General features: G+C 61.1%; 9 protein-coding genes. 1 reads left to right on the top strand and 8 read right to left on the bottom strand.

The window, feature by feature from the left end; all coding sequences use genetic code 11:
• Positions 1–17: 17 nt before the first annotated feature.
• The 8 genes from BOP96_RS24110 to BOP96_RS24075 form a co-directional block, all read right to left on the bottom strand.
• The gene (locus tag BOP96_RS24110) at positions 18–1,463 is read right to left on the bottom strand and encodes an efflux transporter outer membrane subunit (protein ID WP_014716374.1); all 1,446 of its coding nucleotides are present in this window, start codon (positions 1,461–1,463) and stop codon (positions 18–20) included.
• Positions 1,460–2,518 (bottom strand): HlyD family secretion protein, encoded by a 1,059-nt coding sequence (locus tag BOP96_RS24105; RefSeq protein ID WP_014716373.1) that lies wholly within the window; start codon positions 2,516–2,518, stop codon positions 1,460–1,462. Before BOP96_RS24105 ends, BOP96_RS24110 begins: the two co-directional genes overlap by 4 nt.
• Before the next feature lie 15 nt (positions 2,519–2,533).
• Positions 2,534–4,069, bottom strand: coding sequence for an MFS transporter (locus BOP96_RS24100; protein ID WP_014716372.1), 1,536 nt, complete (start codon positions 4,067–4,069; stop codon positions 2,534–2,536).
• Positions 4,070–4,295: 226 nt separating this feature from the next.
• A complete protein-coding gene (locus tag BOP96_RS24095) occupies positions 4,296–5,216 on the bottom strand; it encodes a LysR family transcriptional regulator (protein ID WP_003187445.1) in 921 nt (306 codons plus the stop codon).
• A gap of 60 nt (positions 5,217–5,276) precedes the next feature.
• Positions 5,277–6,149, bottom strand: coding sequence for a TauD/TfdA dioxygenase family protein (locus BOP96_RS24090; RefSeq protein WP_138726243.1), 873 nt, complete (start codon positions 6,147–6,149; stop codon positions 5,277–5,279).
• A gap of 215 nt (positions 6,150–6,364) precedes the next feature.
• Entirely contained in the window at positions 6,365–7,729 is a 1,365-nt protein-coding gene (locus BOP96_RS24085; RefSeq protein ID WP_014716369.1) for an HlyD family type I secretion periplasmic adaptor subunit, read from the bottom strand.
• The gene (locus BOP96_RS24080; protein ID WP_073454209.1) at positions 7,719–9,875 is read right to left on the bottom strand and encodes a type I secretion system permease/ATPase; all 2,157 of its coding nucleotides are present in this window, start codon (positions 9,873–9,875) and stop codon (positions 7,719–7,721) included. Before BOP96_RS24080 ends, BOP96_RS24085 begins: the two co-directional genes overlap by 11 nt.
• Positions 9,876–9,915: 40 nt before the next feature.
• Positions 9,916–11,271, bottom strand: coding sequence for a TolC family outer membrane protein (locus tag BOP96_RS24075; RefSeq protein ID WP_014716368.1), 1,356 nt, complete (start codon positions 11,269–11,271; stop codon positions 9,916–9,918).
• Between the two features lie 336 nt (positions 11,272–11,607).
• Between BOP96_RS24075 and BOP96_RS24070 the strand changes: the two genes are divergently transcribed.
• The coding region (locus BOP96_RS24070) for a retention module-containing protein (RefSeq protein ID WP_138726242.1) at positions 11,608–14,507 on the top strand (2,900 nt) is incomplete at its 3' end.

The raw sequence follows: 14,507 nt of genomic DNA, 5'->3' as shown, positions 1-14,507 counted from the left end.
CAAAAACTCTTTCTCACTCAGCGCCCAGCGGCCTGCAACGGATACACCGACTCCCACCCTCCTCCCAACGCTTTGTACAGCCCGACCATGGCCAATGACACGCCGGTGGAGCTCTCCACCCACTGTTCCTGAGTCGCCAACAACGCACTCTGCACGGTGAGTACGTTGACGAAATCCGCCACGCCTTCGACGTACTGGTGTTGGGCGGTGGTCAGCGCAATTTGGTTCTGGCGCACGGCTTCCGCGAGGCTGTCGCGGCGCAGTTGGCTGGCGTTGTAGCGGGTCAGTTGGTCGTCGATTTCATGCCAGGCACGCAGCACGGTTTGCTGGTAGGCCAGGGCCGCTTCCTGTTGCTGGGCTTCGCGTAAATCCACCATGCCTTGCAGGCGCCCGCCGTTGAACAGCGGCAGGCTCAACTGCGGGCCGAAGGCAAAGGCACGGGAACCCCAGGAGCCGAAATCCGAGAGCTGCATGGCTTGGGAGCCGAGGCTGCCAGACAGGGTGATGCGCGGGTAGAAGTCGCCCTTGGCCACGCCGATGCTGGCAGTGGCAGCGTGCAGGCGGGCTTCGGCTTGGCGGATGTCGGGGCGACGCTCGGCGAGTTCCGATGGCAGGCCGATCGCGACCTGGCGTTGGGTTTGCGGCACGGGAGCGTCTTTGGACAACTGCGCGTGCAAGGCCTGAGGCGGCTCGCCCATCAGCAGGCTAAGGGCGTTGATCAATTGGTCCTGGCGCTGTTGTAAATCCGGCAGGCGCGCTTCGATAGCCGCGACCTGGGCGGCGGCTTCGGCCACATCCAGGTCGGTGGCCACGCCGTCGGCCAACCGCAATTGCGAGAGCTTGAGGCTGTGGCGCGCAACATCAAGGTTTTGCTCGGTGACGGCACGGGTGTTTTGGACGCCGCGCAGTTGGATATAGTCCTGGGCAGTCTCGGCCAGCACCGATAACAACACGGCGCGACGGTCGTTTTCGGCAACTTCCAGCGTGGCGTCGGCTGCTTCGGTTTCACGCTTGACCCGGCCCCAGAAATCCAGCTCCCAAGAGGCCGAGAAGCCCATGTCCCATTGGTTGAAGGCTGCGCGGCCATTCTCGCCGGAGGGGTCGTTCAAGCCTTTGCCACTGTTACGTTTGCGCTGGTAGCCGCCGCCCGCATCGACATTCGGGTAGCGCTCGGCGGTGGTTACCTGACGTACCGCGCGGCTCTGTTGCAGGCGGCTGCTGGCCAACTTCAGGTCGAGGTTATCGCTGAGGGCGCGGCGTGTCAGGGCTGAGAGCTGCGCGTCGTGGAACACGTCCCACCAGCGCTCCTGCAAGGGATCGCTGACGGCACGGCTGGCAGCTTGTCGGCCCTGAGGTTCGCTCCATTGATTGATCTGCGGGCTCTCGGGCCGCTGGAAGTCGGGACCGACCGTGCAGGCACTCAGGGTGATCAGGCTCAAGGTGAGCCAGGCAACGTGTTTCATTGCTGGGCCACCTCACGCTGCTGCTCGACGGGCCGGGTATCGACGCTGGCTTCTACCGACATGCCCACGCGCAGGCGCTCAGTCAATGGCTGGTTCGGCTCAAGCACGATCTTCACTGGAATACGCTGCACCACCTTGGTGAAGTTGCCGGTGGCGTTGTCGGGTTTGACCGAGGCGAAGGTCACACCCGTGGCTGGCGCAAGGCTTTCCAGATGGCCTTTGAGCAGTTCGCCGTCAAGGCTGTCGACGCTGACTTGCACCGCTTGCCCCGCGTGCATATGCGACAGTTGGGTCTCTTGGAAATTGGCCACCACATAGGCTTCAGAAAGCGGCACGACCGCAAGGATCTTGCTGCCCGGTGTCACGTAGGCGCCGACCCGCACCGCACGCTCACCGACCATGCCATCCACCGGTGCGACAATGCGCGTGTAAGACAGCTGATAACTGGCCATTTCCAGCGCGGCCTGGGCGCGTTTGAGTCCACCTTCGGCGGCGTCACGCTGGGCGGTGAGGATTTCCACCTGCTTGCGTTCGGCGGCCAGCACGGCGGTGGATTTAGCCAGGCGCGCAGTAGCCTGGTCGATGCGCGTCTTGGCTTGCTGGGCGTTCTGCACGGTGCCCGCACCGACGCCGGCAAGGTGGTTGTAGCGGTTCAGTTCGTGTTCGGCAAAGGCCACTTCGGCGCGATCTGCTGCCACGGTGGCCTGGGCCTGGGCGATCACCGAGCTTTGGCGCTCCAGGGTCGCGCTGGCGTTTTTCAGCTGGGCCTGGGCGACCAGGGTGTCGGCATCGGCGGCCTGGGCGGCGGCGCGAAAATCGCGGTCGTCGATCAACGCCAGCAGTTGCCCGGCTTTGACGCGCTGGTTGTCTTCCACCAGCACTTCCTTGATGAAGCCGGCAACGCGGGGAGCGACCAGGGTGAAATCCGCCGCGACGAAGGCGTCGTTGGTGGTCTGGTGCTTGCTGCCCAGTACGCCCGGCGCAACCAGGTAAACCAGCACACCGACGGCAAATACGGCGATAACGGAGACGGCAATTTTATCTTTGCGTTTCATGGAAAGTCCTTGTGGTCAGGCCGGAGCGCGAGGCGGAAAGATCCGCGTGGGCATCCAGAAAATCAGCAGGATCAACGCCACCGCGACACCGGCCATGACGACGTAAAGATCCGAAGAGGTCAGCACCACGGTCTGCTCGTGCAAGCGGTGGGCGAGGCCCGGCGCGTCAGCGTCGGCAAGGGGCGAATTGCCCAGGCGGTCTACTAACATGGTTGAATGGAAATGCCCGCGCTGGGTGGTCAATGTATCCAGCACCGCAGTGGCGATCACAGCGGCCAAGCCCTTGACGGTGTTGAACCAGGCCGAGGCAAACGGCCCTTCGATGGGTTGGATACTGCCGGTGGACAGCATCAGCAGCGGCAGCACGGCCATGGGCTGACCGAAAATCTGCAGCAGGTACCAGCCATAAAAGTCGTCACGAATCCACGCCGAGGTCAGGTGGGAACTGCCGAGGCAGCACAGCACCAACATACTCAGGCCAATGCCCAGCACCCAGCGGCAATCGACCCAGCGCAGGTTGCACAGCGCCGCCACCAGCGGCAGCGCGATCAACTGCGGCAACGCCATCAGCAGCATCACCGGTGCGGTCTGCAGCGGCCGGTAGCCCTGGACCTGGGCGAGGAAACTGGACGGGATGATGATCACCGAGGTCAACACCATCAGCACGCCGGCCAGCACGATCAAGGCAAACGCCAGGTTGCGCAGGCCGAGCATCTGCAAGTTGAAGAAGGGCAGTGGCTGTGACCATTCGTTGAGCATGAACAGCGCCAGCAACACTGTGCCGCCACATAGCAGGAAGGTAATCAGGCCCGACTCGAACCAGTCCAGGCGATTGCCTTGCAACAGGCCGATCACCAGCATGCAAATCGCCGGGAAGCCCAACAGTAAACCACGCCAGTTGAACTGCTTGAAACGCTCCAGGCGCAGTGGGTCTTGTGGCAAACCGTAGGCCACGGCCGCCATGGCCAGCAGGCACGGCGCGACGATCTGCCAGAACGCCCACTGCCAGCCGACGTATTCGGTCCACAACGCCGCCAGCGGCGTGCCCAGGCTGGGGCCGAAGGTGGCGGTCAGTGCGTAACCGGCCAGGCCATACAGCTTGACGTTGGCCGGCAGGAAACGCAGTGCCACGGTCATCAGCATCGGCGGCAGCGCGCCACCGGCCAGACCTTGCACGGTACGCAGCAGCAGCAGGCTTTCGTAGTTGGGTGCGAACGGGCAAAGGATGCCCAGCACGGTGAACAAGCCGATGGCGCACAGCGTGAAACGGCGCAGGGAAAACGTCACCGAACACCACGGCGCAAACGCCATGGCTGCCACGGAAGTGGCGGTGTAGGCGGCGACCAGCCAGGTGCCTTCATCAAAGCCGATGTATAGCGCACCACGGATATCGGCGAGGGCGACCTTGGTGACCATTTCGTTGAGACCGGAGACCAGTACCGCCAGCAATACGCCGAGCAAGCCGATGATGATGCGCGGGCCGAATACGGGTGGGCTCAGAGCCGTAGGTTTGGCTGCGGCCTGGAGGACGGGGGCAGCGAGGGACGTCATGAACAGGTAACTCGGAATAAGAAATACCCGAGCAGTTTAATCAGGCACTCTCATGACAAAAAGTTACTTGTTAGCAGGTTATAAGTGCGTCAGACGCAACTTTGAACATCAACACTGAACCCTGTGGGAGCTGGCTTGCCTGCGATTGCGGCCTGACAGATGAAAATGTGTTGTCTGACGCGCCGCTATCGCAGGCAAGCCAGCTCCCACATTGATTGCGTTCGCTTTATACCGGCTGGGCTTCTAGCCAGGTGGCATGACAGCTCTCGCGCATGGTTTCGCGCAGCCACTTATGGGCCGGGTCTTTGTCGAAGCGTGGGTGCCAGGATTGGGCCAGAACCAGGGTTTGCAGTGGAATCGGCAAGGCAAATGCGCGCAGTGGCAGGTTCAGACGCTTGGCGCTCAGGAGGGCTTCCTTGGGTACCGGCAACAGCAGGTCGGAATCGGGCAGCATGAACATCGCACCGTGAAAGCCTGGGGCGATCATGGCCACCCGGCGCTCCAGGCCCTGAGCATTCAACGCAGTATCGATGGGCCCACGGGCGATGCCGCGCCGGGAGATGCTGATGTGGGAGTAGCTGGCAAAGCGTGCCGCCGTGATTTCTTCGTCGAACAACGGGTGGTCTTGCCGCGCCAGACCGACAAAGGTGGTGGAGAACAGGTTCTGCACCTTCACTTCCGGGCTGGCCGGCATGGTGTTGCTCACCCGCAAGTCCAACCGCCCTTCGCGCAGGGCTTCATCGTCAGTGTCGCCTTCGGGCACAAAGCGCAGCTCACACAGCGGCGCCACACGCTCCATGGTGTCGAACAGTCGCCCGCCATACACGCCGATGAAAAAGTCATTGGCGCGCACGCTGAAACGACGGCGCAAGGTGCTCAAATCGACTTGGTCCGCCGAACGGAACAACAACGCAGCCTGCTCCACCACATTGCGCACCTGGCCTTGCAGCTCGAGCGCCTTGGGCGTCGGCACCAGGCCACGGCCGGCACGCACCAGGATCGGGTCACCGACCGCTTCACGGATACGCGTGAGGGTGCGGCTCATGGCGGCCGGGCTGAGGTTCATCCGCCGCGCGGCGCCCACCACACTGCCCTCGTCGAGCAACGCGTCGAGGGCGACCAACAGGTTCATGTCCGGTAGTTGCATGCCAAGCACTCGTGGTTCGTTGGGAGTGAACTGGGCGCAATCCTAGCAGGCTTTATCGGGTTAGAAAGGCGCGTCACCCTGAATGGTGGTGCGGAACAATTTGCGCCGCAGGTGGCTTGGGCACCCGGCGGCCAGGTGGATCAGCGAGCGGTTGTCCCAGAACACCAGGTCGTGGGGCTGCCACTGGTGGCGGTAGATGTTTTCCGGCAGCACGCTATGGGCGTAGAGCTGGGCCAGCAGGTCACGGCTTTCATCATCGGGCAGGCCGACGATACGGGTGGTGAAGCCCTCGCTGACGAACAGCGCCTTGCGGCCGTTTTCCGGGTGGGTGCGCACAACGGGGTGCACCACTTCGGCAACCTGGGCGAGCTGTTCCGGGGTGAGGGTTGGGCGCCAGTTGCCTTCGAATTTGGTTTCGCTGTAGCGCGCCGTGTAGGAATGCGCGGCGCTGCGGCCTTCGACGGCGTTGCGCAGGTGACCTGGCAAGTGCTCCCAGGCTTTGTGCATATCGGCGAACAGGGTGTCGCCGCCTTCAGATGGCAGTTCCTGGGCATGCAGCATCGAACCCAGGCTGGGCAGTTCTTTGTATGACAGGTCCGAATGCCAGAACTTGCCCGCATCCCCCAGGCCGATGGATTGGCCATTCTCGATGATATTGGAGACGATCAGGATCTCGGGGTGGTTGGCCAACAGGAACTGTTTGAGCACATGGATCTGCAACACGCCGAAACGGCGGCTGAAGGCGATCTGTTGTTCGGGAGTGATGCGTTGGTCGCGGAACACGATGACGTGATGGTCCAAGTGTGCGCGATGGATGCGGGCGAAGTCCTGCTCGTTGACTGGACGGGATAAGTCCAGGCCGATGATCTCGGCGCCGACGCTGCCGGGGAACGGGCGGATGTCGAAGCTTTGGAGGGCGGTGGTGGCAGACATTTGATTCATTCCCGGCGGACAGGGGAGTGAATTTATAGGCATAAGGATGGAAGCTTAAATACCGTTAACGCATATGGATATGGCGTTTGGTTTGAGTTGTAGAGTGATGCTGACGGCCTCATCGGGGGCAAGCCCCCTCCCACATTTTGATTTGTGAACCCATTCAAATGTGGGAGCTGGCTTGCCTGCGATGAGGTCGGTACAGGCGCTGAAGATCAACGCTCGTGCAACGCCTCGGCCCGCGCCTTGATGATCGGCTTGAGCAGGTAGCTGAGGATGCTTTTCTTGCCGGTGATGATATCCACCGAAGCAACCATGCCGGGGATGATCAGCAGCGGCTTCTCATCGGTGCCCAAGTGGCTGCGGTCGGTGCGCAGAGTGATCATGTAGTAGGTGGTCTTCTTGTCTTCATCAGTGATGGTGTCGGCGCCGATGCGTTCGAGCTTGGCCTTCAGGCCACCGTAGACCGTGTAGTCGTAAGCGGTGAACTTGACCACCGCTTCCTGCCCTGGGTGCAGGAAGGCGATGTCTTGCGGGCGGATCTTGGCTTCTACCAGCAGGGTGTCGTCCAGCGGCACGATTTCGACCATGTCGCTGCCCGGCTGGATCACACCGCCAACGGTGTTGACCAGCAACTGCTTGACGATCCCGCGCACGGGCGAGGTGACCAGGGTGCGGCTGACCCGGTCTTCCAGCGCGCGGCCGGTGGACTCGGCCTTGTTCAGTTCAGTACGGGCTTCGTTGAGTTGGGTCAGGGCTTCGCTGCGGAATTTGCCGCGGGTTTCATCGATCTTGCGTTGCACTTCCTTGATCGCCGATTCAGCACGCGGGATCGCCAGAGTGGTAGCGTCCAACTGTCCGCGGGTTTCCATTTCGGCGCGCTTGAGGCGCAGCACTTCTACCGGCGACACCGCGCCCTGGGCCACCAGCGGCTCGGACATGTTGATTTCCTGGCGTTGCAGGGACAACTGGCTGCGGTATTGGCCCTGCTTGGAAGTGAACTCGCGCAGTTCCTGTTGGCGCTGTACCAGTTGTTCCTGCAAACCGCCCACTTCATCCTTCAACTGTTGACGGCGGCTTTCATACAAGGAGCGCTCGTTGGCGGCCTGGCTCGGCGCGGCCTTTAACACCTCGTCAGGGATGTTCAGCGGACGGTCATCCACCTGCGCGCTCAAACGCTCGACGCGCAGTTGCATGGCCAGGCGCAGGGCTTCGGTTTCCCCGGCGTTGGAGACAAACCGCGTGTCGTCGAGACGAATCAACGGCGCGCCGGCCTCTACGATCTGGCCTTCCTTGACGTACAACTCGGCGACGATACCGCCTTCCAGGTTCTGGATTTTCTGCAACTTGGACGACGGAATCGCCTTGCCGTCGCCACGGGTCACTTCGTCGATCTGGGAGAAACCGGCCCACACCACCAGGAATACAAAGAACGCGATGATCGCCCAGATGGTCAGGCGGATGACCCGTGGCGCATCTTCGATCAGCGCCTTGTTGACCTCGGGCAGCGGCTGGCCCTGCAGCGAATCGGAGCCTTTGAAGTAGCGGCCGACCGCACTCTTGATGGAGTTAAGCAACACTGATCTGCCCCTTCTTCAACGCTTCCATGACCACGGCTTTCGGGCCGTCCGCGAGAATCTGCCCACGGTCGACCACCAGCAGGCGGTCGACCAGGGAGAGCAGTGAGGCTCGGTGCGTGACCAGCACCACGGTCTTGTTTTGCACCACGGCTTGCAGGCGTTGCTTCAAGCGTTCTTCACCGGTGTTGTCCATGGCGCTGGTGGGTTCGTCCAGCAGCAGCATGGGCGGGTTGAGCAGCAGCGCACGGGCCAGGGCAACGTTCTGGCGCTGGCCGCCGGACAGGTTCTGCCCACGCTCGCCGACTTGCAGTTCGTAGCCTTGGGGATGCAGACGGGCAAATTCGTGCACGCCGGCCAGTTCGGCAGCTTGCAAAACCATTTCATCCTCGACGTAGCGCGCACCGCTGACCAGGTTGTCGCGCAGGGTGCCGGCCAGCAATTGAATATCTTGGGCGACATAGCCGATGTTGTGGCGCAGCTCGCTCACGTCGATCTGGCGCACGTCCACGCCGTCCACCAGCAAGGAGCCGGAGTCGGGTTGGTAAAGGCCGACGATCAACTTGGCCAGGGAGCTTTTGCCCGAGCCGCTGCGGCCGATGATGCCGATTTTCTCCCCTGGCTTGACCACCAGGTTGATGTTCTTCAGCGCCAGGTTCTGCTGGTTCGGGTAAGTGAAGTTCAGGCCCCGGCACTCGATGGCGCCTTGCAGGGTGCGACGGCTCATGGGGCGCTCTTCGAAGTTGCGCTCCTGGGGCAGCTCCATCATCTGGTCCACCGAGGTCATGGTGACCTTGGCTTGCTGGTAGCGCGTCAGCAGGCCCGACAGCGAGGCCAACGGGCTCAAGGCGCGGCCACTGAGCATGTAGCAGGCAATCAGGCCGCCCATGCTGAGGTTGCCGTCGATGATCTGGTACACGCCGAACACGATCATGATCACGCCGGCCAGTTGCTGGATCAGCAGGGTCATGTTCATCGACAGGCCCGACAGCAACTTCACCCGCAGCTCAAGCCGGCTAAGGGTGCCGATGGTCTGCTCCCAGCCATACTGGCGCTCGCTTTCGGCATTGTTGACCTTGACCGCATCGAGCCCGGCGAGGGTTTCGATCAGGCTCGACTGGCGCTCGGCGGCCAGCGCCATCGTGCGTTCCATGGTCGCGACCAGGGGCTTCTGCAAGGCGTAGCCGATGCCCAGGGCGAGCGGGAACGCCAACACTGGAATCCACACCAGGTGCCCGCCGAGAATGGCGATGACCAGGAAGATCAGCAGCGTAAACGGCAGGTCGATCAGGCTGGTGAGGGTCAGCGACGCGAGGAAGTCGCGCAGGCTTTGAAACTCGTGGATGTTCTGCGCGAAGCTGCCGACCCGCGCCGGGCGGTATTTCATGGACATGCCGACGATGCGCTCGAACAGCGTGGCCGAGATGATCAGGTCGGTTTTTTTACCGGCCAGGTCCAGGCACAGGCTGCGCAGGCTCTTGAGGATCAGGTCGAACAGGTAGGCACCACAGATACCCACGGCCAGCACCCACAGGGTGGCGGTGGCCTGGTTCGGCACGACGCGGTCGTACACGTTCATCACGAACAGCGGCGCGGCCATGGCGATGATGTTGATCAGGAAGCTGGCGGCGATGGCGTCGGTGTAGAGCCAGCGTGAACGCATGAGGGTGTCACGGAACCACGAGCGTGCCCGCGGAATCAGGCTGCCGTGGTTGACGTCGAACTTGTGCTGAGGTTGTGCAAAGAAGACTTTGCCGATGTAGTCGTCGGCCAGTGCTTCGCGCTTGATCAGCACTTCACCGCCGTCGCTTTCGCTGAGCAGGATCCGCGCTTGATCTTCGCCCTCCCAGCCCACCAGCACGGTACTGCGACCGTCCTTGAGCAACAGCAGCGCCGGCAGTGCAATAGTCGGGATCTGTTCCAGCTTGCGTTGCAGTAGCCGGCCTTGCAACCCGGCCCGCGCAGCGGCACGCGATAGCAACTCGGCACTCAACCGTTGCGAAGGCAGCGGCAGGCCGGTGGTGAGCATGGCCGCACTGGCCGGTTTTTGATGCAGGGCGCAGAGCGCCAACAACCCGTCGAGTAACGGGTCGTCGTGCAGTGCGCGTGGATCATGACTGAGATGAACTCGACTGACTTCAGGTTCCACGCGGGCACTCTCGACTAACAGATGGGGCTATTGGGGTGGCTCAATTCATCCCAGGCAGTTGGACTTTAGGTTTCACGTCGTTCTGCACGACGGAGGCCATTGGTGCAACCACTCCCTGGCTCTTGAGCAATTCGCCCATGGTCGCCTTGATTCGGTACTGAGTAAATAACTGAATGTTCTTGATTTCTTCCAGGCGGCGGGAAGCGGTGAACAATTCATTTTCGCTGTCGAGCAAATCCAACAGGGTACGTTGACCAAGGCTGAACTGTTGCTGGTAGGACGTACGTACGCGAGTGCTGTGATCCACGTACTGCTGGGCAACCGGCAATTGCGCGTTGGCGTTGTTCAGGGCGTTCCAAGCCAAGCCTAGCTCTTCATTGAGTTGGCGCAAGGCGTTGTTGCGAATGTCCAACGCCTGGTTGGCCTGGTAGGACTTCGATTGCAGGTCGGCCTTGTTGCTGCCACCGGCGAACAGGTTGAAGCGCATGCGCACCATGGCTTCCCAGCCATTGCTGTGGTTGGGGTCACCGGAGACGTTGTTGTCGGCGTTGGTGCCCAGCTCAGCGTCAAAGCGTGGGTAGAAGGTGGATTTGGCGGCGTCGTACTGCTTCTCGGCGGCAGAGATATCCGACTCGGCCGAACGCAGTACCGGGCTGTTGTCGAGCATCTGGCGACGGGCTTCATTCAGGTCTGCCGGCAGCATGGCCATGAACGGGGCCGGACGCTCGAGTTCGTCGGGCATCTGGCCGACGGCGCTGAGGTAGTTGACCTGCGCATCGGCCAGGTTGGTCTGCTCGGTGATCAAGTTGTTACGGGCCTGGGCCAGGCGGGCTTCAGCCTGGTCCTGGTCGGCACCGTTGCCGACGCCGCGCTCGGTGCGCAACTTGATCTGGTCGTAGATGCGCTCGTGGTTGCGCAGGTTGTCTTCGGCCAGGCGTACGAACTCACGGCGGGTCAATACTTCCAGGTAAACCTGGGCAACGGTCAGCGCAGTGCGCTCGGAAGTCCCCAGCAAGGAGTAAGCGCGGGAATTAACGTTGGCTTGTTGACGCCCGACTTCGCTGGAGGTAGCAAAACCGTCAAAAATCATTTGCTGCAGGCGCAGGCTGGATTCGCCGCGATTGAGCGTGTCCCAGTGATTGCCGCCAGGGTTGTTGGCGCGGGTGGTGGCGTTGTCGGTTCCTTGGCGGCCGTATCCGGCGTTCAGATCGACACGCGGCAGGTAGCCACCTTGTGCGGCGCGCAATTGGTAATCGGCGGCGATGCGGCTGTTAACACCCGCCTGGATTTCCGGGTGTACATCCAATGCCTGTTGCATGGCTTGGGGCAGTGTCTGGGCTTGTACGAAACTGGCGGCGAGAGCGAACGGTATTGCCTTGAACAGGTGCAGACGCATTTAAAATTTCCCCAAGACTTCTTGTCTTAAATCACAGCGATTAGCACCGCTGCGTCGGATAATGGCTACCGTAATGACCGTACGTCGGAAAGTTCGAAAAGCGGAACTGCTTCACACATGTAGGACGGTTCGCCGCATAAATATCAATGTGACATTACTAGGGCGATTGTTTAGGATGACGCCCATAAGGTCAATAGTTTGGCACAAACTAGATAGCTAAAAAATCCAGCCAAATATTTGACGTCAATGCATTTATAGACTACGCCCCCAGATTGGCAGCGCTAATAGCGCGCTGCGAAATGGATTTGTCGAAACGGATCGCCGGAGAAAATTTTAATGAGCAGTGTTGTTGCCACCGTCAAAAGCATTGTTGGTCAAGTTTTCGTAATTTCTCCGGAAGGTGCCCGTCGCGTCCTTGTAGAAGGTGATCGTCTGTTTGCCGGCGACCAGATCGACACCGGTCTGTCGGGCGCCGTGAGCCTGGAACTGGCCGACGGTCGCATCCTGGACCTGGGCCGGGACACCCAGTGGAGCGCCGATATGCCGGACTCCACCGCCGACCTGGCAGCGGCCAGCGAGCAAGCCGCACCCTCGGTGGCCGAGCTGCAACAAGCCATCGCCGCCGGCGCCGACCCGACCACCGACCTGGAAGCCACTGCCGCCGGCGCAAACGCTGCCGGTAATGGTGCTGCCGGGGGCGGCCACAGCTTCGTGGTGCTGGACGCGACCGCCGGCCGTGTAGACCCGACCATCGGCTTCCCCACCGCACCCATCGGCCAGGGCACTTCGGCACTCAACGCCCTGAGCGGAGCACCAGGCTCGGCAGACTCGGGTAACCAAGTGCTGCAGCCTTCGACCCTGACCCTGAGCGCGACGCCGACCATCACCGAAGCGGGCGGCGTGCTGACCTACACCGCTACCGTGACCCGGCCATCCACCAGTGACCTGACCGTCACCTTGACCAATGGCGCGGTGATTACCATCCCGTCGGGCCAGTTGACCGGCACCGTCAATGTGCCCTTGGCCCCCAATGACAGCCCGTACATCGACCCGGGCCAGATAAGCGTCGGCGTTACCGGTACCACCGGCGGCGGCAACCTGGTATTGACCATCGACCCTAACCCGGCCGTGACGCAGATCACCGACACCATCGACACCACCACGGTCACCCTGACCGCTGGCTCGACCGTGACCGAAGCCGGGCAGATCACCTACACCGCCACCCTGACCAATCCAGCGCAGACCCCGGTGAACGTCACCTTGAGCAATGGCTCGGTGATCACCATCAAGGCTGGTGAGTCGACAGGCACTGTTGTCGTTGATACGCCGGCTAACGATGTCTACAACAACGGTTCGACGATCAGCACCACGATCACGGGCGCAACGGGCGGTAACTTCGAGAATCTGGTACCGAATACCACGCCTGCGGTCACCACCATTACCGATTCGATCGACACCACCACGGTCACTCTGACCGCAGGTTCGACCGTGACCGAAGGCGGCCAGATCACCTACACCGCCACCCTGACCAATCCAGCGCAGACCCCGGTGAACGTCACCTTGAGCAATGGCTCGGTGATCACCATCAAGGCCGGTGAGTCGACGGGTAGCGTTGTGGTTGATACGCCAGCTAACGACGTCTACAACAATGGCTCGACCGTCAGCACCACGATCACGGGCGCAACGGGCGGTAACTTCGAGAATCTGGTACCGAATACCACGCCTGCGGTCACGACCATTACCGATTCGATCGATGCCACCACGGTCACCCTGACCGCAGGTTCGACCGTGACTGAAGGCGGCCAGATCACCTATACCGCCACGCTGACCAACCCGGCGCAAACGCCGGTGAACGTCACTTTGAGCAATGGCTCGGTGATCACCATCAAGGCCGGCGAATCGACAGGCAGCGTTGTCGTTGATACGCCGGCTAATGACGTCTACGTCAACGGCAGCACCGTCAGTACGACGATTACGAGTACGACTGGCGGCAATTTCGAGAGCCTGGTGCCGAGCACCACGCCAGCGATTACCACCATTACCGATTCGATCGACACCACCACTGTGACGCTGACAGCGCCAATCGAGGCGAACGAAGGTGGGCAGGTTACGTATACCGCCACGCTTTCCAACAAAGCTGGCACAGATGTCACGCTGAAGTTGGATAACGGTTCGTCGATCACCATCAAGGCTGGCGAGACCGTTGGCACCGTAACTGTCCCTGCGCCTAGCGATGATGTGTTCATCGACAAAAGCACGCAGACCGTCCAGATCACTGAGACCTCTGGCGGCAACTTCGAGAAATTGGAAGTTGCAGGCAATGGCGCAACCACCACGATCAACGACACCCTCGACAAAGTTGATGTGGTGCTGACGGCAACTCCTACCGTTGGTGAAGGCGGCAATATCGTCTACACCGCTAGCCTTGTGGATAAGAACGGCGCGCCGGTGACTAACATCACCAACCCGTTGACCGTCACTTTGGATAACGGTCAGACCATTACCATCGGTGTTAACCAATCCAGCGGCACCGTTACTACCGTGGCGCCAGACGATATTTATAAAGGCGATCAGACCGTCACTGCTGCTATCAAGGGTGTGACCGGCGGCGAGCATTTCGAGAACTTGGTTCCTGGTACTACCCCGGTTAATACCACCGTTACGGATACACCAGGCACCGATAACACCACTACGGTGACACTGACCGCTCCGACCGAAGCGAGCGAAGGTGGTCAGATCACCTATACCGCGACCTTGAGCAATAAGGCCGGTACTGACGTCACCTTGAAGCTGGATAACGGCTCTTCGATCACCATCAAGGCTGGAGAAACTGTTGGCACCGTAACCGTGCCTGCGCCTACCGATGACGTGTTCATCGACAAGAGCACCCAGACCGTCAAGATCACTGAGACTACTGGCGGCAACTTCGAAAAACTGGAAGTTGCAGGCAATGGCGCAACGACCACGATCAACGACACCATCGACAAAGTCGATGTGGTCCTGACCGCCACCACCACCGTTGGTGAAGGCGGCAACATCGTCTACACCGCCAGCCTTGTGGATAAAAACGGCGCACCGGTGACTAACATCACCAACCCGCTGACCGTAACCTTGGACAATGGCGAGACCATCACCATTGGTGTGAATCAGTCGAGCGGTAGCGTTTCGGTTCTTGCTCCTGATGACGTGTACAAGGGCGACCAAACTGTCACCACCGCCATCAAAGGCGTAACCGG

The organism is Pseudomonas sp. FSL W5-0203 (assembly GCF_001896155.1).
Taxonomy (GTDB): domain Bacteria; phylum Pseudomonadota; class Gammaproteobacteria; order Pseudomonadales; family Pseudomonadaceae; genus Aquipseudomonas; species Aquipseudomonas paracarnis.
This window is presented reverse-complemented; position numbering and strand designations above follow the sequence as displayed.